At 38.2% G+C, this 24,382-nt stretch carries 23 protein-coding genes; 15 read left to right on the forward strand and 8 right to left on the reverse strand.

The genetic code is table 11. The features are described 5' to 3' along the window. Positions 1–18 precede the first annotated feature (18 nt). From BBI00_RS18305 to rmuC, 4 genes are all read right to left on the reverse strand, one after another. On the reverse strand, positions 19–810 hold the full coding sequence (locus tag BBI00_RS18305; RefSeq protein WP_065400285.1) for a CPBP family intramembrane glutamic endopeptidase: 792 nt from the start codon (positions 808–810) through the stop codon (positions 19–21). A 93-nt stretch (positions 811–903) separates the two neighbouring features. Further along, entirely contained in the window at positions 904–1,740 is an 837-nt protein-coding gene (locus BBI00_RS18310) for a LytTR family DNA-binding domain-containing protein (protein WP_065400286.1), read from the reverse strand. A gap of 31 nt (positions 1,741–1,771) precedes the next feature. Next, entirely contained in the window at positions 1,772–2,188 is a 417-nt protein-coding gene (locus BBI00_RS18315) for a hypothetical protein (protein WP_065400287.1), read from the reverse strand. After that, a complete protein-coding gene (gene rmuC / locus BBI00_RS18320) occupies positions 2,185–3,699 on the reverse strand; it encodes a DNA recombination protein RmuC (RefSeq protein WP_065400288.1) in 1,515 nt (504 codons plus the stop codon). The genes BBI00_RS18315 and rmuC overlap by 4 nt, the downstream gene beginning before the upstream one ends. Positions 3,700–3,898: 199 nt before the next feature. Between rmuC and BBI00_RS18325 the strand changes: the two genes are divergently transcribed. The 5 genes from BBI00_RS18325 (at position 3,899) to BBI00_RS18345 (ending at position 11,758) form a co-directional block, all read left to right on the forward strand. Then, positions 3,899–4,573, forward strand: a complete 675-nt coding sequence (locus BBI00_RS18325) for a response regulator transcription factor (protein WP_065400289.1) — start codon at positions 3,899–3,901, stop codon at positions 4,571–4,573. A gap of 2 nt (positions 4,574–4,575) precedes the next feature. Then, the gene (locus BBI00_RS18330) at positions 4,576–5,937 is read left to right on the forward strand and encodes a sensor histidine kinase (protein WP_065400290.1); all 1,362 of its coding nucleotides are present in this window, start codon (positions 4,576–4,578) and stop codon (positions 5,935–5,937) included. A 329-nt stretch (positions 5,938–6,266) separates the two neighbouring features. Further along, the gene (locus tag BBI00_RS18335) at positions 6,267–7,541 is read left to right on the forward strand and encodes a TolC family protein (RefSeq protein WP_065400291.1); all 1,275 of its coding nucleotides are present in this window, start codon (positions 6,267–6,269) and stop codon (positions 7,539–7,541) included. Between the two features lie 3 nt (positions 7,542–7,544). Next, positions 7,545–8,660, forward strand: a complete 1,116-nt coding sequence (locus tag BBI00_RS18340; RefSeq protein WP_065400292.1) for an efflux RND transporter periplasmic adaptor subunit — start codon at positions 7,545–7,547, stop codon at positions 8,658–8,660. Next, positions 8,660–11,758, forward strand: coding sequence for an efflux RND transporter permease subunit (locus BBI00_RS18345; protein ID WP_065400293.1), 3,099 nt, complete (start codon positions 8,660–8,662; stop codon positions 11,756–11,758). The genes BBI00_RS18340 and BBI00_RS18345 overlap by 1 nt, the downstream gene beginning before the upstream one ends. Positions 11,759–11,913: 155 nt before the next feature. Here the strand turns inward: BBI00_RS18345 and BBI00_RS18350 are convergent, their stop codons facing one another. After that, positions 11,914–12,156: a TIGR04149 family rSAM-modified RiPP gene (locus BBI00_RS18350; RefSeq protein WP_065400294.1), complete on the reverse strand. Its 243-nt coding sequence runs from the start codon at positions 12,154–12,156 to the stop codon at positions 11,914–11,916. Between the two features lie 257 nt (positions 12,157–12,413). On the opposite strand from BBI00_RS18350, the gene BBI00_RS23415 reads away from it, so the two are divergent. Beyond that, on the forward strand, positions 12,414–12,581 hold the full coding sequence (locus BBI00_RS23415) for a bacteriocin-like protein (RefSeq protein WP_165602557.1): 168 nt from the start codon (positions 12,414–12,416) through the stop codon (positions 12,579–12,581). Between the two features lie 37 nt (positions 12,582–12,618). Here the strand turns inward: BBI00_RS23415 and BBI00_RS18355 are convergent, their stop codons facing one another. From BBI00_RS18355 to BBI00_RS18365, 3 genes are all read right to left on the reverse strand, one after another. Beyond that, entirely contained in the window at positions 12,619–13,086 is a 468-nt protein-coding gene (locus tag BBI00_RS18355) for a YciI family protein (protein WP_065400295.1), read from the reverse strand. A 4-nt stretch (positions 13,087–13,090) separates the two neighbouring features. After that, on the reverse strand, positions 13,091–14,269 hold the full coding sequence (pncB, locus tag BBI00_RS18360; RefSeq protein ID WP_065400296.1) for a nicotinate phosphoribosyltransferase: 1,179 nt from the start codon (positions 14,267–14,269) through the stop codon (positions 13,091–13,093). A 95-nt stretch (positions 14,270–14,364) separates the two neighbouring features. Continuing rightward, entirely contained in the window at positions 14,365–14,841 is a 477-nt protein-coding gene (locus tag BBI00_RS18365) for a Dps family protein (protein WP_065400297.1), read from the reverse strand. A gap of 141 nt (positions 14,842–14,982) precedes the next feature. Between BBI00_RS18365 and BBI00_RS18370 the strand changes: the two genes are divergently transcribed. The 9 genes from BBI00_RS18370 (at position 14,983) to BBI00_RS18415 (ending at position 24,305) form a co-directional block, all read left to right on the forward strand. Further along, positions 14,983–15,318, forward strand: a complete 336-nt coding sequence (locus BBI00_RS18370; protein ID WP_065400298.1) for a hypothetical protein — start codon at positions 14,983–14,985, stop codon at positions 15,316–15,318. Continuing rightward, the gene (locus BBI00_RS18375) at positions 15,260–16,555 is read left to right on the forward strand and encodes a hypothetical protein (RefSeq protein ID WP_065400299.1); all 1,296 of its coding nucleotides are present in this window, start codon (positions 15,260–15,262) and stop codon (positions 16,553–16,555) included. Before BBI00_RS18370 ends, BBI00_RS18375 begins: the two co-directional genes overlap by 59 nt. Before the next feature lie 390 nt (positions 16,556–16,945). Further along, complete coding sequence (rpsL, locus tag BBI00_RS18385; RefSeq protein WP_002983146.1) at positions 16,946–17,359, forward strand: 30S ribosomal protein S12; 414 nt, start codon at positions 16,946–16,948, stop codon at positions 17,357–17,359. A gap of 23 nt (positions 17,360–17,382) precedes the next feature. After that, a complete protein-coding gene (gene rpsG, locus BBI00_RS18390) occupies positions 17,383–17,859 on the forward strand; it encodes a 30S ribosomal protein S7 (protein WP_027371737.1) in 477 nt (158 codons plus the stop codon). A 6-nt stretch (positions 17,860–17,865) separates the two neighbouring features. Next, the gene (gene fusA / locus BBI00_RS18395; RefSeq protein ID WP_065400301.1) at positions 17,866–19,983 is read left to right on the forward strand and encodes an elongation factor G; all 2,118 of its coding nucleotides are present in this window, start codon (positions 17,866–17,868) and stop codon (positions 19,981–19,983) included. Between the two features lie 16 nt (positions 19,984–19,999). Next, positions 20,000–20,305 carry a 30S ribosomal protein S10 gene (rpsJ, locus tag BBI00_RS18400; protein WP_002661363.1) on the forward strand — a complete coding sequence of 102 codons (306 nt, stop codon included), beginning with the start codon at positions 20,000–20,002 and terminating at the stop codon, positions 20,303–20,305. A gap of 134 nt (positions 20,306–20,439) precedes the next feature. After that, entirely contained in the window at positions 20,440–21,273 is an 834-nt protein-coding gene (locus BBI00_RS18405) for a GLPGLI family protein (RefSeq protein WP_065400302.1), read from the forward strand. Between the two features lie 141 nt (positions 21,274–21,414). Continuing rightward, complete coding sequence (locus BBI00_RS18410) at positions 21,415–23,670, forward strand: TonB-dependent siderophore receptor (protein ID WP_065400434.1); 2,256 nt, start codon at positions 21,415–21,417, stop codon at positions 23,668–23,670. Positions 23,671–23,687: 17 nt separating this feature from the next. Continuing rightward, positions 23,688–24,305, forward strand: a complete 618-nt coding sequence (locus BBI00_RS18415) for a hypothetical protein (RefSeq protein ID WP_065400303.1) — start codon at positions 23,688–23,690, stop codon at positions 24,303–24,305. Positions 24,306–24,382 lie beyond the last annotated feature (77 nt).

The raw sequence follows: 24,382 nt of genomic DNA on the forward strand, positions 1-24,382 counted from the left end.
CGCAAAATTATGCAAAATTTATGATTGAATTTCTTTGATTTTGATAAAAAGGCTTTTACCCGTGATCTCAAACGGGGTTTTATTTTTTCTTTTACAATAGATGATAACTACAGTCAGAACGGCGATCGACAGAAATTTATAGAGATTTCCATAGAAATTTCCGGAAACATTTTCTGATACATTAAAGATTTCCCAGTACAGGTTCATAAAGAAATGAAGGAATATGGCAGTCCATAAATTATATTTTGATTCAATATAGGCCCATGCAAAAAATATGGATCCGAGAAATGTAATGGCGAATATTTCAGTAAGCTCTACAAGATCCTGGCTTTGATATAGATGTACCTGTGCAAAAAGTAAAGATCCTGATAATACGGATGATAAAAAGCCCAGCCTGGTAAATCTGTATAATATTCCGATAAGAAAAGCCCGGAAAATGATCTCTTCAAAAAAAGCTGATGAAAGGGTGTTGATAAAGAGGGGCTCCCAATGTATTGTAGGAATTATTTTAAAATGGATCAGATAGCCGATAAGCATAGGAAGAGTACCGGTAAGGGCCAAAGTGAATCCCTGGATCATGGGTTTGTTTAATGAAAACAGATCCGGAATATTTCTTTTGGGGAATAGAATTTTTAAAGTAACGATCAATGGGATCAATGTTATTGTATAAGCAGTCACATGGGCTATGGCCTTGCTGTGAAATATGCTTTTTGAAAAATTCTGGATCGTTTTAAAATAAAAGAAATCGAGGAAATAATAGATTGTAAAACCTAAGATAAAGATGAAAAAGAAGCGGATGTTTTTACTCATGTCTGTTAATTTTGAGCAAAAATGTAGCTTTAAACCGATGCTTTCAAATGAATGTGATGAATGACAAAGAATAGTGACGAATGACAAAAAATATCAATTCTGCTGTTGTAGCTGGGGGATAATTGAAGGAATAAAACTTCTGGAAACAGGAATTTCAAAGTCAATTTCCGGAAGAATCAATCTGTATCCCTGGGCATTTCCCTTGAGATTTGTTACTCTCCCAAGATTCACAATATAAGAGCGGTGACATTTTTTGACAGAACCTGTTTCAATCTGATGTAAAGCATTGGATAAACTTATCCTTATCAGTACTTTTTTTAAGCTGCTATTCTCTAAAAAATAGAATGTACAATAATTTTCCATGGAGCGGACACATAAAAAATCATGCTCTTGGATGGTAAGCTCTGTATTCTGTGCCGTTATTTTTAACAGGTTCTGCTGTAGCCTGGGAATGGAAGCCGTGAGATGCTGGGAAATATTCTGCGCCGTTTTTTCATTGATATTCTTTAAATAGATATACCGTGATAAAATGTATATGACAGAAACTGGAACCCCTACTGCAAGACAATACAGGAACATATAGAAATAATTACCGAGATCCAGGGCTATATGACTTAAGAATAATGAATTGTAAAAATAAGACACAACAGAGCTCAGGAATAGGATGAAAATTATTTTTAAAAGCTCTGAACCCATATTCCAGTTGCTGAAACGGAAAGTCATAAGACTGGTAATGAAAAATGCAGTTCCGAAAATAATGCAATAGGGAAAAAGTAATAAAAACTTATAGGGATGTTGAAAGTTTTCCGTCCCAAAGGGCTGGAAAATGATCAGAAACAAATAGACGGAAATTCCTGCCCCCAGTGAAGAGATGAAAATTTCTCTGAAAGATTCGGACTTCGGATAAGGGTATAATGCAAAAGAAAACATAGGCTCTTTTTTATAGGATCCGGCTCTCAGTTTACCGGGAAACAGGAGACTGTTCCGGGGATTTTACAAGAATAATACTTCCGGTGAAGAGGGAAACGCAGCTTGTTATCCATAGATAATAAGCCGGGCCATAGCCTGTGATAGGGTATTGGTGTCCTGCTTCATCCACCGTTATTTCTCCTACAGATAAAAAACAGAAAGTGAGCGCCAGTGCCAGAAAACTGATTACTGCTGAAACTTTCGGTTTTTTCATCAAAAGAAGAAAAGCACTTATAACAAGAAGAGGATTGGCCATCCATGCGATACCTCCGCCCTGCATTTCTGCCCATCCTAAAAGAAAACAGAATAATCCGGTTACATTATGGTCTTTGGTATAAACAGCATCAAAAGGCAAGGAGATAAAAAAGATAAGAATGCTTATGATAACGATGGTGTATGTTTTTTTCATAGGGCCTGATTTTCTGATGGTTCAATTAAATTACTGTTGTCTATTAGGCTTGGTGGAAGGTCTTTTTTGTTTTTTATCCCCAGGGATCTTAATTTCTGGGTCTGGATCACCAGGTTGTCATTTCCGGTATGGAGCTGCTTGTATGCGTCATTAAATACATTTTTAGCCTGATCAAGATTTCTCCCTACTTTTTCAAGATTTTCAACAAAGCCTACAAATTTATCATAAAGTTTGGCGCCCCGCTCTGCTATTTCCATGGAATTTCGGTTTTGGTACTCCCTCTTCCACAGGTCGGCAATCAGTTTAAGTGAAGTGATCAGGTTGCTGGGATTCAGCAATAGAATTCTTCTCTCATAAGCGTAGTTCCAGAGATTCTGGTCTGCCTGCATGGCGGCAATATAAGCCGGTTCGCTCGGAATGAACATCATGACAAAATCCAATGATTTACCATAATCATCGTAAGCTTTCTGGCTCAGCTGGGTGATGTGGTTTTTGATGGATCCAAGGTGCTGGTTCAGTTTTATGGCATAGAGGTCCGGATCATTTTCGTCAACAAGCTCTGTGAAGGCTGTCAGCGATACTTTGGAATCGATGATGACATTTCTTTCATCCGGATATTTTACCACCGCATCGGGACGCATTTTTTTACCGGAAAATTCAGAAAACAGGGCATTGTTGTCTTCATCACGCAGCTCATGTTCCAGAAAATATTCTCTTCCTTTTACCAGTCCGGATTTTTCCAGGATGCTTTCCAGGATCATTTCTCCCCAGTTTCCCTGGGTTTTGCTTTCGCCTTTTAATGCCCGGGTGAGTTTTTTAGCATCATCGGAGATCTGCTGGTTGAGCTCGGCAAGTTCTTTTACTTTTTCAGCTAGGGAAAAACGTTCTTTATTTTCCTTTTCATAGGCTTCATTGACTTTATTTTTTAAGTCCGCTATTTTTTCCTGGAACGGGTCGAGGATGGTTTTTAAATTATTTTGATTTAAAGCGGTAAACTTTTCTGTTTTTTCCTCCAGAATTTTATTGGCCAGATTTTCAAACTGAAGTTTTGACTCCTCCTGTATTTTAACGATCTCCTCTTTCTGGTTGTTTAAAGACTGCTGAAGGCTCTCGTTCTTTGCCGACAGTTCTGAATTTTTGGCAAAAAGATCCTGTTTCTCAATGATATGGGTGTCTATTTGGGAAGTCTGCTTCAGATTGATCTGTTTTAATTCCTGAAACTGGAGGGTAAGAGAAGAATGTTCGGCAGAGATTTTTGAGAATTCGCTTTTCAGATCGTTCAGCAAGTCCTGCTGTAGCATATTCTGTTCTTTCTCCTGGCTGATCTGCTGATGGAGTTCCTGAATTTTCAGATTGGAATTTTCAAGATCAGATTTGTTTTTGATAAACAGCGTATTGAGCTCATCAAAAGAACTTCTTGAAACCATTGAGGATTTCAGTGCAAAATATAAAATAATTGCGCCCAATATCCCGCCGGCAATAAATCCAATAATTAAATATATCATCTCCATCTTTCAAAATTATGAAAAAAAGCTGGGTGAAAAAATATACTTACAATGCCTGGAAACATAAAATAAGGGTGATCAATGAAAAAGTGTCACAATGAACATGGTTAAATGATAGATGTCTTTTTTTAAAAGGCCGTGCTTATTGCCTGAGGTATCCTTTCTTAATTAGAATCGCTATATTTATAGGAAATTTCCGAAGTATATGAATATTTTGTTGGTAGAAGATGATCAGAGAATCAGCAACTTCCTGATAAAAGGGCTTTCCGAAGCCGGATACAATATGACGCTGGCTGATTCAGGAGAAAAAGCACGGGAACTTATTCATACCTATGATTTTGATATTATTCTGATGGATATTATGCTTCCGGGACTGGATGGAATGCAGCTTACCCAGATCATCCGTTTCAAAGGGAATTATACGCCGATACTGGTCTTAAGTGCCTTAAACAGCCCCGATGATAAAATTAAAATGCTGGATCTGGGAGCCGATGATTATTTATCAAAACCCTTTCACTTTGAAGAGCTGATCTCAAGGATCAAGGCGTTGACCAGAAGAAATAAGCTGAGCTACCAAAAAGAAGATCATTACCTGTCTTGCGGAAATATTACTGTTGATACCGATCTTCATAAAGTGACTCAAAATGACAGAGAGATTGAGTTCTCACCTACAGAATACAAGCTATTCACATTCCTGATGGAGAATAAGAATAAGGTATTGAGCAGGACACAGATCTTACATAAGGTCTGGGGAATTGATTTTGATAACAGCACCAATGTGGTAGATGTTTATATTTCCTATGTCCGCAACAAAATAGATGAAACTGAACATAAGTTTATCCATACGGTAAAAGGAACAGGGTATTTAATTAAAGACTGACCATGACTCTCAGAAACAGGTTTACCCTTATTTCGAGCCTCTCATTCGGCATTGTCTCTATCATCACATCAGCGGTGATATTCTTTGCCTATTATGACAGTACCAAAATCTTTTATTTTGAAAAACTGAGAAATACGGCCCTTATCTCTGCCATTTATTACCTTGAGAAAGATGAGCTCCCGAAAGACAGACACGCACAGATCAAAAAAGAATATAATCACCTTATTCAAAATAACAGGGTGGCGGTTTATAATCAGAACAATGAGGTGACCTTCGGGCATAATCTGCAGGATAAAAATATAAAACCAGCTCACTTACAGGCTGTAAGAAATAATAAGGGCGTACAGTTTATGTCTGATAACCAGTTTTATTATGGGATTTTTTATCCCGACAATCAGGGTGACTTTGTTGTTTTTGTAAAATCTCCGAATGATTCTTTTCAGTCGCAGATCCTGAGACTGGCCATTATTATGCTTTCGGTACTTGTGATGGGATTGCTGGCGATTTATTTTCTGAGCAGATACCTTTCAAAAGTTGTATACAAGCCTGTCTCCAATGTGGTGGAAAGAATTAATAAGGCGGAATACAATAATATCTCAACTGCCATTACGTCAACCAATACCAATGATGAAATTGATGAGCTGATCAAATCTTACAACAAATTGCTGGGAAGGATTTCTGAAAATGTGCTCCTGCAGCAGAATTTCATCAATTATGTTTCCCACGAATTTAAAACACCATTGGCTGCTATTTCCGGAAACCTTGAAGTTTTTGCCCAAAAAGACAGAACTCCTGAAGAGTACCGGAAGGTGGCAAAAGAATCTCTGGATAACGTCTATGAGATTGAAAATATCCTTAATAATCTTTTACTGATGTCAGGAATGACCAAGCTTGAAACTTCCCATAAACAGGTAAGGATAGACGAGCTGGTCTGGAAAATTTATGAAAAACTGGAAGCCAGGGCAAAAGAAAAGAACTCTTCTATTAAAATACTGCTTCAGGTTACAAAACCTTCTTTACTGGAAATTCCCGGCAACGAAACCCTGCTGTATTTAGCATTATACAATATTGTTGAAAATGCCATTAAATATTCCTATGATCAGCCGGTAGTGCTTAGATTATCAGAAAAGGGAGATCAGCTGTGTATTGAGATCAGTGATCAGGGAAGAGGGATTCCTTCAGATGACCTTGTCAAAATAGCTGAAACATTCTACAGAGGAAAAAATGTGGATTCCATTAAAGGGAGTGGTATCGGTTTGTCACTTTCAAAAAGTATCTTTGATCATCATCATATTGCCATGAATATTGATTCTGTTGTGAACAAAGGAACAACAGTTACTCTTATATTTCCGGCCCATTCCTGATTTTTCTCCCGCAGGTTTTGCTGATTGAGCAGATTCATGATCTTAGATTAATTTAAAATCTTATTAAAAGCATATTCATAATAACGAAATCTGAGTCACCTGCAAAATCTGCGGGAGAATAAAAATATTCAATAAAAGCGGGTTTTAACCCGCTTACAAAGTACAATCAAAATCCTTAGGCTTTAGCCCAAACATAGCAGTTAAAACATAATTTCAAGAAATAAAAAAAGTTCTAATCAAACTCTAATGTTGGACTAACCGAATTTTAATTTTCTTTACAATTCCCTCTAATATTAGACAAATAGCTTTGTGGTCTTAAATAAGAGACCTTGAAGAAGATTTTTTTTACACTATTTTATATTCATTGCTTTAGCTTCTTTTCTGCACAGATTTCCGATACGTTGAAAATCAGCAGACAGGAGGCTGAAGCAGTTTTTCTTACCAGGAACCTGGATATGATTGCCCAGAAACTTGAGATTTCACAGGCAGAGGCCCGTGCTGTTCAGGCAAAATACTGGCCCAATCCCAAGTTAAGTATCAGCGAAGTCAATCTGTGGAGAACCTATGATATTGAAGAGCAGCCTGCACTTATAGGAAACTGGGGGAAGAATACCCAGATTTCGGCAGAGATAGAACAGGTGATTCAGACTGCGGGTAAAAGAAGGAAGAACATTGAGCTGCAAAAAATAGAAGTAGAAGGAGAAAAATATGAATTGCAGGAAGTACTTAGAGAACTCAAAAAAACTTTACGAAATACAATGACGGAGATCCTGTACAATCAGGAACAGCAGAAAATCTATCAGGGACAGATTTCTTCTATTGAGAAACTGACTAAATCCTACAACAATCAGTTAAACCTGGGTAATATCAGCAAAGCAGAATATGTCCGATTAAAAGCTCAGGAAATTGAATTTAAGAAAAAGCTGGTTTCATTACAACAGGAAATTGAAGAGCAGCAGGTAGAACTCAAAGCTCTAATGATGATTCCGTCCCAATCTTATCTCGTTATTTCAGACTCATTCACGATGCCTGAAAAACAGCTGTCAGAAGTGGAATTGACACAATGGATGGAAAAAGCGAAAGAAAACCGTCCGGATATCCTGATCTTAAAAAATAAAGAAAAGCATGCCGCTAAAAATCTTGAGATCCAGAATGCAATGAAAACTCCCGATCTGGCTGTTTCCCTGGGATACGACCGGGGTGGAAATATCATGAAGGATTTCATTGGCCTTGGAGTGTCATTCGATCTTCCCATTTTCGACCGCAATAAAGGCAATATCCAGGAAGCTAAACTTGAGATCGAAAAAACTAAGATTGAAACCCGCAAAAATATGCTGAAATCTGAAAATGAAATTGTTTCGGTTTTCAGAAACTATATCAGAACGCAGGAGGTCTCGGCAGAAATAGATGAAAACTACGAATCTACATTAGACGGACTGTTGATCAGCCATGAGAAAAATTTCAGGTTAAGAAATATCAGCATGCTTGAATATATGGATTTCCTCGATACCTATATAGGCAATAAAATGATCATTCTGGATACCAAAAAAGAACTTAATCAATACTATGAAAACCTGCAGTATGTTGTAGGACAAGACTTATAAGATATGAACAAAAATACGACCCGATACATTGCAGCAATTTATCTGTCTGCTCTGGTAGCCTTTACAGGTTGTGCCGGAAAAAAAGAAAATGAAGAGGCAGATAAAGGTTATTGCATCAGCAAAGAACTTAAGAAAGATATCAAACTGGTAGCAGCAGAGATGCTTCCCATAGAGGAGAGCATTACACTTACCGGTGAAGTGGAAAGTAATTCAGATAAAACCGTACCCTTTGTAAGTCTTGTGGATGGGGTGGTTACAGATACTTATTTCTCTTTAGGAGATTATGTGAAAAAAGGGCAGACGCTGGCCAGTGTAAAAAGTACTGCTGTGAACGAAATGCAGGATGATACCCAGACTTTGCAGGCCCAGCTGGCGGTAGCCAAAAGAAAGCTGTCCTCTGTAGAAGCAATGTATAAAGATGATATTGCTTCTCAGAAAGATCTTCAGGAAGCAAGAGCAGAAGTGTCCATTTTACAGTCGAATATTTCCAAAACACAGAAAAATATGCAGCTGTATTCGGCGGGAGGCAGCACCATCCAGATCAAGGCACCAGCGGACGGGTATGTTATTTCAAAGAATATTTCCAAAGGAATGCCTGTTACTGCAGGCGGGGATCAGCTTTTTACCATTTCCAATCTGGACAAAGTATGGGTGATGGCCAATGTGTATGCTACCAATATGAGACACGTTTATGTAGACCAGCCCGTGGTGGTGAAGACCCTGGCGTATCCCGATGATAGTTTTGCAGGAAAGATCAATACCATATCACAGGTATTTAATGAGAATGAAAGAGTGCTTAAAGCTAAAATTATTATGGATAATAATGGGATGAAACTTAGACCCGGAATGTCAGCAGATGTTGTCTTACCGGTTAATTCCCAGAATAAAAGTGCACTGGCTATTCCTGCCAAAGCTTTGATCTTTGACAATAATCAGAGTTATGTAGTGGTGTATAAAAAAGACTGTGAGCTGGAGATAAGACCGGTAACGGAGATCGCATCCAACAGCCAGTATATTTATGTGGAAGGAAACCTGAGACAAGGTGAAAATGTAATTGCTTCTAACGGACTGCTGATCTATGAAAACCTGAAAAATCAATTAAATAACTCCAGGAAGTAATGCGAAAATTTGTACAGAATATAGTTTCCTTCTCTCTGAAAAACTCATTGATCGTTCTTTTGGGAACCTTCCTTTTGCTGGCGGGAGGAATCTATTCCTATATCCATACCCCCATTGAAGCCTTTCCGGATGTTACCAATACCAGGGTAAGGGTCATTACCCAATGGCCCGGGAGAAGTGCTGAGGAAATTGAAAAATTTGTGACCCTGCCGATTTCCAAAGAAATGAATGCCATTCCGAACAAAACATCGGTACGATCCATTTCCTTATTCGGGTTATCTGTGGTTACGGTGATTTTTGATGATCATGTTGATGATTTTTATGCACAGCAGTACGCCTCCAATAAACTCGGAAATGTGAATCTTCCGAATGGGGCAGAATACAGTATAGAACCTCCGTCCGGGGCTACCGGTGAGATCTACCGGTACATTATTAAAAGCAAATTACCGATAAAAGAAGTAACTGCCATACAGGATTGGGTTGTTGAAAGAGAACTTCTGGCGGTTCCCGGAGTAGCAGATGTGGTAAGCTTCGGAGGTGAAGAAAAAACATATGAAATAAAAATTAACCCGACGGAATTACACAATTATGACCTTTCTCCCCTGGATGTGTATGAAGCGGTTTCGAAGAGTAATATCAATGTAGGTGGTGATGTAGTGGCAAAAGGTGATCAGGCTTATGTAGTGCGGGGGATTGGTCTTTTAGAGAAAAAAGAAGATATTGAGAATATTCAGATTGAGGTAAAAGGTTCTACTCCTATTCTGGTAAAACATGTGGCTGAAGTAAAAGTCTCTGCCAAACCAAGATTGGGACAGGTTGGATACAATAAGGAAAATGATGTGGTGGAAGGCATTGTGATCATGCTTCGTGGTGAAAACCCGAGTGAAGTGATTGCAAGGCTGAAAGACAGGATTGAGCAGCTGAACGGAGGAGAACTGCCGGGCGATGTTCAGATTGTTCCGATCATAGACCGTACGGAATTGGTGAATACAACCGTTAATACAGTTTCCAAGAACCTGATAGAAGGGGTGATCCTGGTTTCTGTTATTGTATTTATCTTTCTCTATAACTGGAGAACGACTTTCATTGTAGCATCGGTGATTCCTCTGGCTTTCCTTTTTGCAATTATTATGCTTAAAATTCAGGGGCTTCCGGCCAATCTGATCTCTATGGGTGCCCTTGATTTCGGCTTATTGCTGGAAGGAACACTCGTAATTGTAGAACATGTATTTGTCGCCCTTGAACATAAAGCCAAAAAGATCGGATTGCGGAGATTTAACAAAATATCCAAACTGGGAATCATTAAAAAAAGTGCCGGAAGTGTGGCGGGCTACATTTTCTTCGCATTATTGATCCTTATTGTTGCCTTGATGCCGATCTTCTCATTCCAGAAAGTTGAAGGGAAGATGTTCTCTCCGCTGGCATTTACATTAGGATATGCATTACTGGGATCATTGATTTTGAGTCTCACCTATGTTCCGGCAATGTGTAAGCTTTTACTGACTAAAAATATAGAAGAGAAAGAAAACTTTATTTCAAGATTCTTCAGGGTGAATATCTATAGGATTTATGAATTCAGTGACCGTCATAAAAAAGGATTTATCATTGGTTTTGTTGCGCTGCTGGCTGTTTGTGGATGGAGATTTTCCAATTACGGATCAGAGTTTTTGCCTAAGCTGAATGAAGGGGCGATCTATGTAAGGGCTACACTTCCGAACAGTGTAAATCTTGACGAGTCGGTGAGGCTTACCAGGGAAATGAAGGAGATCTTAATGAAATATGATGAAGTGAAGTTTGTAATGACGCAGACCGGTCGCCCCAATGACGGAACAGATCCCACCGGATTTTTTAATATAGAATTCAATATCCAGCTGAAGCCGGAAAAAGAATGGAAGAAAAAAATATCCAAAGAAGAACTTCTCGAAGAAATGAGGATCTCCCTTGAAAAATATCCGGGAATCAATTTTGGATTCAGCCAGCCGATACAGGATAATGTGGAAGAATATGTTGCCGGTGTAAAGGCTCCGTTAGTTATTAAGATCTTCGGAAATGATTTGTTTGAGCTTGAAAACTATGCCAATCAGGTTGCGAATTCTATCAGAACCGTCCCGGGAATTGCAGACGTGAATGTATTCAAAAATATTGGACTTCCGGAATTGAGAATCCAGCTTCATGATTCTAAAATGGCCAAGTATGGGGTTTCAACTGCTGATGCACAGGCTGTTATTGAAATGACAATCGGCGGGCAGGCTGCTACCAAATTTTACGAAGAGGAAAGAATGTTTGATGTGATGCTCAGATTCGAAAAACAATACCGTGACACCCCGGAAAAGATGGGAAATATTCTCATCCCGACTCAGGATAATAAAAAGGTGCCACTGAAAGAAATCGCCACCATAGATTACCACACGGGGCCGTCATTTATTTACCGTGAAGGAAACAGCAGATATATTGGTGTAGGATTTAATATTGAAGGCCGTGACCTGGGAAGCACTATTCAGGAGGCAAAAGCAAAAGTAGATAAAGAAGTAAAGCTTCCGAAAAATCATAAGATGACCTGGGCCGGAGAATTTGAAAGTAAGGAAAGGGCCGCAAAACAGCTGGCAATGGTAGTACCAATCTCCTTAGTTTTAATTCTGATGCTGCTGTATTTCAACTTCGGAAATATGAAAGACACACTGATTTCATCCATTACACTGGCTTTTGCATTCATCGGAGGATTTTTATCCCTTTGGTTTACGGGAACCATTTTCGGAATCTCAGCCGGGATAGGATTTATTATCCTTTTCGGGGTGGCAACCATTGACGGTATTGTTCTGATAGGAGTAATGAAAGAAAATCTCCAGAACAGAATGTCTCTTAAAGAATCTATTGCCCAGGGAGTTCAAAGCAGGATCCGTCCGGTTGTCATGATTGCGCTGATGGGATCTATGGGGCTTCTTCCTGCAGCAATGTCAAACGGAATGGGATCGGAAATTCAGAAACCTTTAGCCATTATGATCGTAGGGGGACTGATTATTTGTATGTTGTTATCTTTTACGGTATTACCAATTATTTTCCATTATGCCTATCGTAAAAAGCATAAGGAAACCCTATAGTTTCTTTTATTTTGTTCATTATCTGGCCGGGATCCGTGAGGAAGATCCCGGCCTTTTTTTCTGTTGAATTCCTTTGAGTACCTTGACGGTCATGAAGATAAAAAAGCCGTCTCGCAGGAGAAGGCTTTAGTATCTTTTTTCTTAAAAGAATGAGTTTATGGAATCAGCGGTTCCAGGTCAATAGGGCCAATAGGCTCAAGAATCAGGGGTTTGCACATTGCTGCAGGTTGACAGGTTCCTCCCATGCATATAAAATTAGTCATGGTAGTGGTGCCGTCAGGACATCTGATCATGCCTTCACCATGGCATCCCCCGGGACATTCTGCCGGATAGAGAGTTCCTCCAAATACATCTTTCATTTCAGTTCTTGAAAGTTTTGTAAAATTCATTTTTTTCATGAGATTAATTTTTAATTATGGTATTAGTTAACTTGCTTACAATGAATAAGGTAAGTTGAATTACTTATATGCTAAAGTAACTAATTTAATTCATTATAAAAAGAAATATAATTTTAAATTTAAATTTTTTAATAAGTAATATATTGAAATTTAGCTGATTGAAAAATAAATTGTATATTTATTTCCATATAAAGAGATATAGTAAAGAGGAATCCGAAAATCTTCAAGAGTAGGAGTCAAATTAAACTAAATTAATCATGAAGAATTTAAAAAACTTAAACAGAAAAGAGTTAAAAACTGTTTTAGGAGGGGCGGCATTAGCCTGTGAAGCACCGGTAGATGGACTCTGCCCGGCAGGATACACATTCTGCAGCAACCCTTATTGCTGTTATCCGCCAAGAAAACCGTACATCTGTATTGATTAATAAAAAAATCCCTCAAATGAGGGATTTCTTATTATGTTTAATGATTTTCTTTGGCCACTTCATCATGATGCTTAAGGTACAAAGGCAAAGCTGCGGAACCATACCATGGGAAAATTTCATAGCTGAAAATTCCGGCCTGAACTGCAGGATCTGTTTTTACCCACTGCTCAGCCTCCTCTTTAGACCGGGTATTGAAAATAAACATACCCCGGTAGTTTTCTTTATTCTTTTCTAAGAACGGTCCGGCTACAACGATCTTTCCTTCATCTGCCAGTTTGCCGATATTGGCCATGTGTCCTTTCATTACTTCTGCCTTTTTTGCGTTATCCTCAATTTTGGCAGAGCCTGTGGTAAGCATGACAATAGTATAGGCTTTCATTCCATATTGATCTGCTCCCAGGGAAGTAGCCAGCTCCTGATTGAATTTCGGTTTCTCCGTTTTCTGCTGTGCGAAAGACAAGCTTGCCATCAGGCAGGGAATTGCCAATACTATTTTTGCTTTCATGAGATTAATCTTTTATTCTTAAAAACTCTTTAGCCAGTTCAATCATCTTAGGATCACCGGTATATTTACCATGTTCGTCAGAAAGTTTTACAGTAGGGATCCATTCTTTATTGGGAGCCTGTACACCAATAAGTTTCATCACAATATTCATTGGTTTTAAACCTACATCATTTGTAAGATTGGTTCCTATTCCGAAAGATATGCCTATTTTGCCTCTGCAGTAGTTGGTGATCTCTTCTACTTTTTCAAGATTCAGCGCATCGGAGAAAATAATATATTTAAACATCGGATTGATGCCGTTCTTCTGATAGTGAGCAATTGTTTTGTCGGCAAATTCCAGTGCATCTCCGCTATCGTGACGTACACCGTCAAAAAGCTTGGCAAATTTTTTGTCGAACTGCTGGAAGAAAACATCCGTAGTATAAGTATCTGAAAGCGCTACTCCAAGATCTCCTCTGTACACATCTACCCAATGCTCTAAAGCCAGTTCGTTCGCCATCTTGAATCCATATTCGGCAGCGTGGAACATAAACCATTCGTGGGCATGTGTTCCGATAGGTTTTACTCCGTATTTCATAGCAAAATGAACGTTTGAACTTCCGATGAAAGTAGAATCTTTTTTCTGTGTCAGAGCTTCCATCACCAGATTCTGTACTTTATAGGAATGTCTTCTTCTGGTTCCGAACTCTGCAAAGGTTACTCCAAGTCTTCCTAATGAATCTGCCTTTTCGATGGTCTTGTTCATGACAACCTCATTGGAATCCCTTTCCATATGATTCATTTCATAATGGAGTTCACTGATCAGGGCCAGCAACGGAACTTCCCAAAGAATGGTTCTGTACCAGAGCCCTTCAACCACTACAGACAGATCACCTCCTTCCTGATGGATCTTTACTTCAGAAGGATCATAATGATAGCCTTCCAGAAAATCAAGATAAGGCAGGTCTATATAAGGGCAGGTTTTAGCCATGAACTTTTTCTCATCCTTGGTAAGTTTGAGTTCTGCCATTTTATTGACAGCTTCTCTTAATGCTGCATCAAATCCTTCCGGAAAGTGGTGTTTTCCCCTGTTGATAAATTCATATTTTACAATAGAACTTGGGAATAATTTCACCACTGCATTCTGCATGGTTATTTTATAAAAATCGTTATCTAGTATGGAGTTCAGTCTTACGTCGTTCATAATATGTGTAATTTTAACGCAAATATAAAAATAAAAAATAAAATCGCCTAAATGTAAGGCGATTTTTTTGAAATATCTTAAAGCTGTTGATAAGCTTACTTTCCAAGATAAGAATTGTACATCCAGACTTCTTTCTCCTGTTCGGTAATATAATCGCTCATCTGAGAATTTGTACCTTCGTCTCCTGCCTGGTCTGTAATGTCAAGAAGCTCTCTCTGCAGATCTATCACCACTTTAAACGAGCTTAGGATCTGTTCAACACTTTTGGTTCCGTCAGTTACTTCTTTACTTTCTTTAATAGTAGCTACTTTCAGATAATCAGAATAGTTATGGGCAGGGGTAGCTCCCAATGTCAGAATTCTTTCTGCAATCTCATCAATCTTTAATACAAGGCTATTGTATAATTCTTCAAACTTCGGGTGAAGAGTGAAAAACTGATCCCCCTTGATGTTCCAGTGGGAACCGCGGGTGTTCTGATAGAATATAGAATAGTTGGCTAACAGGACATTTAGTTTTTCAGAAATCTTTTTGCAGTCGGCATCTTTAAGACCGATAATACTAGCGTTTTTCATATGTATATATTTATTTTTTAGTTTATTTTTTTTCTATCTCAAATTTACGAAATATCGTGCCGAACTGCCACGAATATCAATAGATGCTAACTATGGGGAATTTTTTGAAAATAATTTAGATAAATTTGTTTAATATTGCAGATGATCAAGAGCTTTATAACAACGGCGGCCATATTTTTCGGGATGTGTCTGGTCTATATGCTTCTTATGCTTTCAGAAACCGAAAACTATTTTACCTACATACTGGATGATGCCTATATTCATCTCGCTATCGCCAGGAATTTTGCACAGCATGGGGTGTGGGGAGTAACAGAATATATGTTTTCATCATCATCTTCATCGCCTGCTTTTACTTTTCTTCTGAGTGGTCTTATCTATATATCCGGAAATAATGAGCTCATTCCCCTGATTTTTAATTTTGTGTGTACTATTCATTATTTATTTTCTGAATGCATATTATGGTCAGTACTATCATAAGAACAAAAGAATAGCTGCAAGTATTTTTACACTGCTTTTTACATCGGTTCATCTTCTGCTTTTCTCAGGAGTGGAACATGTGCTGCAGGTAATGATGATTGTGATTAATATTTTTTCATTTGAAAAATGGCTGAAATCAGAGTGGAAAAATTCTTATCATGCCGGATGGTTTTGTTTATCCCTTGCCATACTCGGTCTGATAAGGTTTGAAAGTATGTTTTATTTTCTGGGACTGAGTGTCGTTGCGTTATTGCTCAAAAAAGTAAAACTTGCTGTTCAGATCCTGGTTTTCGGATTTGTTCCGATTTTAGTATTTGGTTATTTTACCTATCAGCATACCGGTTATTTGTTTCCTAATTCTGTATTGATAAAAGGGTTGAGGTTTGATTTTTCAGGGAATTACTTTCAACAGATCCTGGATATCTTTTTGTTTAAAATTGTATACAACCCTTATTTTTATAATGCAGCTTTATTTCCGCTGTTGATTTCAGTGTATATGATTGCGAAGGATATCAGACGGAAATTAGGTTTTCAGGAGTTGATTACCAGAAACTTTCTTCTTATTGCATGGATCATCACTTTATTGATGCACAGTATTTTTAGTCAGCTTACCAATTTTTACAGGTATGAGGCTTATATCCTGACGGGTTTTGCAATGGTGCTGGTTCCGGGATTTAAAAATATTGACCTGGGGTTGAAACAAAACAGGTTATTGGCCGGGCTTACTCTTTCTTCATTCGCTGCATTAGCTTTAAAGATTGGAATTGTCAGCTTTTTAATCGTGATCGGGAGCAGGAATATCTACGAACAGCAGATACAGTCGGCGAGGTTTCTGAAAAAATATTATCAACAGTCTAAAGTGGTTGCGAATGATATTGGTGCGATCTGTTACTTTACAAAGATCCATCTGTTTGACTTTGTGGGACTGGGTTCACAGGAAATAGTTCCTTTCAGAATGCGGAAAAATGAAACAGACGATGAAATTGAAACTTTTTTAACCGGTTATTTGCCCGAAAATGGATACCAGCTGGCGATTGCTTATGAAGAATGGCTGGACGGCCATGTTCCGGAAAACTGGAAAAAAGTTGCCGAATTGAAGATTAAAGGACGCAGTGCTGTATTGGGAAAGAAACATCTGTTTATTTATGCTATAGATCCCGGGATCTGTAATTCTTTAAAACAAAACGTGAAAAATTTCAAATGGAATAAAAATGTAATGGTGACTGTTATAGATTAAATGACTGTAAAAGAACTTTTATAAAAAATAGCTTATTCCATCTTATTGAATTCTTAAGGGATAGATAACAATTTGTTAATCAATCCCTGGTTGTCTTTTTTTAGCTTTGCCCGTAAGGTATAAACAAATTGATATTGCAGGTCCAATAGCTGAACTTTCAGGAATTCCTGCCAATATATGAAAGAAGATAATATAGGATGTCTTTTCATTGAACTTTAAATTTTTGATTCTGATCCCTTGCTTAAAATGATTCAACAACATAAAAGTGATGCAGGTTTTCGGTTGTTTTGGAAATAAATGAAGAAATATTCTTATAAAATAAAATTTCATAACTGCTTGTCAATTAAAAAAATATTACTATTTTTGCAGCCTAAAATAAAAAGCAATTAAATGCCTACTATTCAACAATTAGTAAGAAAAGGAAGAGCCACGCTTGCCAAGAAGAGCAAATCGGCTGCCCTTGATTCTTGTCCACAAAGACGTGGAGTATGTACGAGAGTATATACTACTACACCTAAGAAACCTAACTCTGCACTTAGAAAAGTAGCAAGGGTAAGACTTTCTAACGGTAAAGAAGTTAACGCCTATATCCCGGGCGAAGGACATAATCTTCAAGAGCACTCGATAGTATTGGTTAGAGGCGGAAGGGTGAAAGACCTACCGGGAGTACGTTACCACATCGTAAGAGGTGCATTAGACACCGCTGGTGTAAATGGAAGAACTCAGAGAAGATCTAAGTACGGAGCTAAGAGACCTAAACCAGGACAAGCTGCTGCAGCTCCTGCAAAAGGAAAGAAAAAATAATCATTAAATAAGGTACAGAAGCAATGAGAAAGACAAAAGCGAAAAAAAGACCGTTGTTACCAGATCCGAAGTTTAATGATCAATTGGTAACGAGATTCGTAAACAACTTAATGCTAGACGGTAAGAAGTCTATCGCATTCAAAATTTTCTATGATGCATTAGATATCGTAGAAACTAAAAAAGGAGAAACTGAAAAGACAGCCCTTGAAATCTGGAAAGATGCACTAACAAACGTTATGCCTCACGTAGAAGTACGTTCTAGAAGAGTAGGTGGAGCTAACTTCCAGATCCCTATGCCAATCAGAGCTGACAGAAAAATTTCTATGGCAATGAAATGGTTAATTAGCTACTCTAAAAAGAGAAATGATAAGTCTATGGCTTTGAAATTAGCTAATGAAGTTGTAGCTGCTTCAAGAGAAGAAGGTGCAGCTTTCAAAAAGAAAACTGATACTCACAAAATGGCGGAAGCTAACAAAGCGTTTTCACACTTTAAATTCTAATCTGAAATGGGTAGAGATCTTAAATTTACAAGAAATATTGGTATTGCTGCTCACATTGATGCGGGTAAGACTACCACTACAGAAAGGATTTTATTCTATACAGGGGTAAACCACAAAATTGGAGAGGTTCACGATGGTGCTTCTACAATGGACTGGATGGAGCAGGAAGCAGAAAGAGGTATTACTATTACTTCCGCTGCAACTACTTGTTCTTGGAACTTCCCAACGGATCAAGGAAAACCTGTTGCAGATACTAAACCTTACCACTTCAACATCATCGATACACCGGGACACGTTGACTTCACTGTAGAGGTAAACAGATCTTTAAGAGTATTGGATGGATTGGTATTCTTATTCTCAGCAGTAGATGGAGTAGAGCCTCAGTCTGAAACAAACTGGAGACTTGCTGACAACTACAAAGTTGCTAGAATGGGATTCGTAAACAAAATGGACAGACAGGGTGCTGACTTCCTTAACGTGGTAAACCAGGTTAAAGAAATGTTAGGATCTAACGCAGTTCCAATCGTTTTACCAATCGGTGCTGAAGAAGATTTCAAAGGTGTTGTAGACTTAATTAAAAACAGAGCGATCATCTGGGATGAAGCTGGACAGGGTGCTACTTTCGAGGTAGTTCCAATTCCTGAAGACATGAAAGATGAAGTTCTTGAATATAGAGAAAAATTAGTAGAAGCTGTTTCTGAATATGACGAAACTTTGATGGAGAAATTCTTTGAAGATCCGGATTCAATTACAGAAGAAGAAATCAATGCTGCATTGAGAGCTGCTACTATCGATTTATCTATTATCCCAATGACTTGTGGTTCTTCATTCAAGAATAAAGGAGTACAGTTTATGTTGGATGCAGTATGTAAATACCTTCCTTCTCCATTGGATAAAGATGATATCAAAGGTACTGATCCAAGAACAGACGCTGAAATTACAAGAAAGCCATCTGTAGATGAGCCTTTCGCAGCTCTGGCATTTAAGATTGCTACTGACCCGTTCGTGGGAAGATTGGCATTCTTCAGAGCTTACTCTGGAAGACTGGATGCAGGTTCTTACATCTTGAACACCCGTTCAGGAGATAAAGAAAGAATCTCCAGAATCTATCAGATGCACGCTAACAAGCAAAACCCGGTAGAATATATTGAAGCTGGTGATATTGGTGCAGCGGTAGGATTCAAGTCTATCAAAACCGGTGATACGATGTGTGATGAGAAAAACCCGATCATTCTTGAATCTATGGTTTTCCCTGATCCGGTAATTGGTATCGCTGTTGAGCCTAAAACTAAAGCTGACCAGGATAAAATGGGTAACGCTCTAGCTAAATTGGCTGAAGAAGATCCAACGTTTACTGTTAGAACTGACGAGGCTTCTGGACAAACGATCATCTCTGGTATGGGTGAGCTTCACTTAGATATCATTGTTGACCGTATGAAGAGAGAATTCAAGGTTGAAGTAAACCAAGGACAACCTCAGGTAGAGTACAAAGAAAACTTAACAAAAGTTGCCCAGCACAGAGAAGTTTACAAAAAACAATCTGGTGGTAAAGGTAAATTTGCTGACATTGTATTTGAACTAGGACCTGCAGACGAAGGTAAAGTTGGTTTAGAATTCATCAATGAGATCAAAGGTGGTAACGTTCCTAGAGAATTCGTTCCTGCTATTGAAAAAGGATTTAAAGCTGCAATGAAGAACGGTCCATTGGCTGGTTTCGAAGTTGAAGGTATTAAAGTGGTTCTTAAAGATGGATCTTTCCACGCGGTGGATTCTGATGCCCTTTCTTTCGAAATGGCTGCTAAGTTAGGATTTAAAGAAGCGGGACGTGCTGCTAAGCCGGTAATTATGGAGCCTATTATGAAACTGGAAGTTGTAACTCCGGAAGAATATATGGGTAACATCATTGGTGACCTTAACAAGAGAAGAGGTACTATCAGTGGTCAGGAAGAGAAAAACGGAGCTGTTGTAATCAAAGGTTCTGTTCCACTTTCTGAAATGTTTGGATATGTAACTACTCTAAGAACACTTTCATCAGGAAGAGCTACTTCTTCTATGGAATTAGAGAAGTACCAGGCTACTCCACAAAACGTTGCTGAAGAAATCATAGCTAAAGCAAAAGGTTAATTTTTAAATTAAAGAAATGTCACAAAGAATCAGAATAAAACTAAAATCTTACGATTACAACTTGGTAGACAAGTCTGCTGAGAAAATCGTAAAAACGGTAAAGGCTACTGGTGCTGTTGTAAACGGTCCTATTCCATTACCAACGAATAAGAGAATCTTCACAGTGTTGAGATCTCCGCACGTAAACAAGAAAGCAAGAGAGCAGTTCCAGTTATCAGCTCACAAGAGACTGATGGATATCTACTCTTCTTCTTCTAAGACTGTTGATGCTCTAATGAAATTAGAACTTCCTTCAGGTGTAGACGTTGAAATTAAAGTGTGATAACTGCATACTTTGCAATGATTATACAATCCGTTCCTTTTCAGGGACGGATTTTTTGTTTTTATTTTCAAAATGATGGATGCCTGTTTAGATGGATCCAAATATTATTGATATTTTTAGCTCAAACTTATACCATGAAAAAACTCATACTCTTATTATTTCCTTTACTGTTGAGTGCACAAACCCATCGCTTTGTATATCTTCTTCAATACAAAAAAGACTCATTAGCTCAGGATTTTACCAAAGCCAATATGATCCTGGACGTCAATCCTGATGATGTCAGGTTTTATCCTTACTCTTATGCTCAGACTGATTCTTTGAATATTGTCCGTGGTCAGAGGAGATCAAGATGGGATGATGACCTTCCCGCTATTATAAGGAAGAGAAATTCTTTTGAAAATACCTCATTGATTTTGATAAATGATTTTTTTTCTTTGAAATCAACGGATAAGATGAACTGGAAACTGCACAGTGATACAAAAGTTGACGGACAGTATAATCTGCAGAAAGCCACAACCGATTTTGGAGGCAGGCAATGGATCGCCTGGTTTTGTAAAGACATCAGTTTAAGCGAAGGACCTTATAAATTCCGCGGTCTTCCCGGGCTTATCTTTGAAATTGAAGATACACACCAGAATTATATTTTTAAACTGGCTAAAAGCATGAAGTTTCCCAAGACCTATGCAACGCCATTCCTGGATAGTTTTGGTGGAAAGAAGCCTCTTGCTGTGAATGAAAAGACTATTGCCAAAAAACAGCTGGAGCTCTACAATGACCCTCTGCATGATGTTGCAGAAGCATTTAAATCAAATACCAATCCTGACAACACCTATTATGTTTTGGGTGTACAGATAAAAAGCCTGGACCAGTTAAAAGGAATGTCTGATGAAAGAAGAAAAATGATGCTCAGAGAAAACAATCCTATCGAAATTGATAAAGCCGTAAAGTATCCTTTGAATCTAAGATAGAATTCAAACAACGTACAGATAGTATCCCTCTTTTTTCCGAAGAGGGATTTTTTGTGATTAAATGTGGGAAAAGTGAGATATATCAGACCTTATAATTTATTTAGAATTAATAAAAATAATATTTTTGTAAAAAATTATCAGATGAATAAAGTAGTATCCTTTTCTCTGCTATTATTGGGTGGGGTTCTTGCCAATGCGCAGAAAGTGAATGATTCAGTAAAACACAAGAAAATTGAAGAAGTAGAACTATTTGGTGAGAAAAAGAAACAACCGCAAGGGCTTGATGCCATTACAAGATTGCCTTTGAAAACCAGAGATCAGATTCAAAGTATTTCAATAATCTCCCATAAAGCGATCGAAGAGTTAGGAGCACTTACAGTCACTGATGTTGCCAAAAATGTTCCGGGGGTAACCTTATTTTCAAGTTATGGTGGCGGAAACGAAAGTATGTCCATCAGAGGATATCGTGGAGTTCCCGTATTGAAAAATGGTGTTCAACTGGATTCAGATTTCCGTACTGCGGGGATGATTACAGATATGCAGGGTGTAGAAAGTATTCAGGTGATCAAAGGATCTGCTGCAATCGGTCAGGGAATCGGAAATGGTTTGGGATCTGCAGGAGGAGTTATTAATGTTGTAACGAAAAGACCACAGTTTATTGATCAGACTAATGTAGGATTCCGTTATGGAAGCTGGGATTTTTACAGACCCACCGTAGACTTCCAGAGAGTATTAGATTCTCAGGGGAAAGTAGCTGTGAGATTCAACGGAGCATACCAAAATAACAATTCATTCAGAAGCCATGTACAGGGAGAAAGAATTTATGTAAATCCGTCTGTAGCTTTCCGCCCGGATAATAAGACATTAATCAATGTGGAAATGGATTATCTTCATGATAAAAGAACACCGGACAGAGGAACCATCAATCTTGCTCCGGGAACTGTTGAAGCATTATATCACATGCCAAAAGGAAAATTTCTAGGATATACATCTGATTATTCAAAAACAGAAACTTTCAACTTTGCTACGACAATCGTTCGTAACCTTACCGATAAATTAAAAGTAAGAGCAGCTTTCGTTAATTCAGTAAGCAATACTGATTCTGAAGCTTCATCTGTATCATTACCAGCAGGGGAAACCAACTATAATATCAGACAGCGTACCATAGGAAAATCGCAGGGTGAAGATATCAATAAAGTACTACAGTTAGACTTCATAGGAGAGCAGATAAAGACAGGATTTATTAATCATACTTTCCAGGTTGGATTTGACTGGAGAGAAACAGAAACTTCCTCTACAACTTACGAAGCTTATAAAAATTCAATTGCCCCTGGAAATTTAATTACTGCTCGTGCTACAAAAATTGGAAATACAACCTACGCTGCTAATCCATTGGATATTTTTGACGTAGTAAACGGAAGTATTCCTAATCAGCTTCCTGTGAATGTTATTTATAAAAACCTTGGAAGATCAAATGCGGTTTTAACTCCAAGTATCGGGGCAATGGCTCAGGATGTAATGACAATCGGGAAATATGTGAAGGCACATTTAGGAGTTCGTTACAGCAGATTAAATGGTTCTGCCAACGAATCTGTAGATACATGGAATCCTAATTTCGGATTAATTGTTTCTCCACTTCCAAATGTGAATGTGTTTGGATCATATACAACAACAACCTCTTTAAGATCTTCTAACAACTTCCTTTTAGACGGAGGTAGAGTAGGTCCGTCAATGACAAAACAATGGGAGGCAGGTATTAAATCAGACTGGTTCAATGAGCGCCTGAGATTTAATGTAACAGTATTTGATATTAAAACAGATCACCTTTCTTTCACGATTCTTGATGAAAACTATAACCCTGTTGTGATCAACAAACAAACAATGTATGGTCTTGCAGGAAATCTTAGAAGAAAAGGAGTGGAAGTAGAATTGATCGGAAGAATCCTTCCTAATCTTCAGGTGATGTCAGGATGGGCTTATCTGGATGCTCAGTATCAGGACAGCCCAGCTTATATGAATGGCTCAGCACCTATGAATGCTCCTAAGCATACTGCAAACGGATGGCTGAATTATAAATTCAATCAAGGTACTTTATCAGGACTTGATGTAGGTGCAGGAATTTATTATGTGGGAAAAAGACCAGTTGATGAATGGACTCAAAAAACATTTACAGCAGGTCACCTGAACAGTGTGAAGCCAGGAGATAAACCTTTCGACATGCCGGAATATACTACAGTAGATGCTCAGGTAGGCTATGCTCTGAAAAACGGAATGGGAATAAGAGTATTCTTTAATAATATTTTTGATAGTGTAGGATACAGCTCTTATTTCAGAGGTGGGTACATCGATCAGATTCAGCCAAGAAACTTTGCCGTACAGGTGAACTATAAATTCTAATCAACAAATCATCAATAATGAAAAGAGTAAAAACAGTATTTTTTGCATTAGCTCTGGGAGCAGTTGCCATGTCATGTTCAGGAGAAAAGAAAAAAGGAATCGATTATAATCAGTTCAAAACTGAAGTACAGCTTACCCCGGATCAGGTGAAGAGCTTCGATGAAATCACGAAAAAGTATCAGGACCTGCAGGAACAGAATTACCAGGCAGCAAAAGCCCAGGGTGGGAATATGGACCGTGTTGCATTGGGAATTAAAGGAGAAGAGCTGAGAACACAGCAGGCTATTGAAATGGCAAAAGTGCTGGATGGCCCTCAAATGGAAAGATTCAACAAGTTTGTGGATGAAAATTCCAGAAAGAGACCCAGATATGATAATGCCCTTTTAGAAAAAATAAAAGCAGAAGCACAGCTTTCAGAAGAAGAATTCAAAGTGGTGAACGCTGCTAATGACGCTTTCGAAAAAGCTTTCAATGATGCCCATGATGTATACCACGGGAACAATGATCTTGCTAAAGAATACTGGGAAAAATTTGATGCCCAGAGAAAAGCGGCTATTCAGAAAGCATTGACCCCTGAGCACTATACAAAATTCGAAGAAATTGTGAAGGATGTACAGTTCAAAGGAAGAAAATAACTTTAAACATTCATATTAATTTTAATTTAAAGAACATTAAGATCGTCAAAGGTCTTAATGTTTTTGTCATTAAGACC

The organism is Chryseobacterium arthrosphaerae, assembly GCF_001684965.1.
Lineage (GTDB): Bacteria > Bacteroidota > Bacteroidia > Flavobacteriales > Weeksellaceae > Chryseobacterium > Chryseobacterium arthrosphaerae.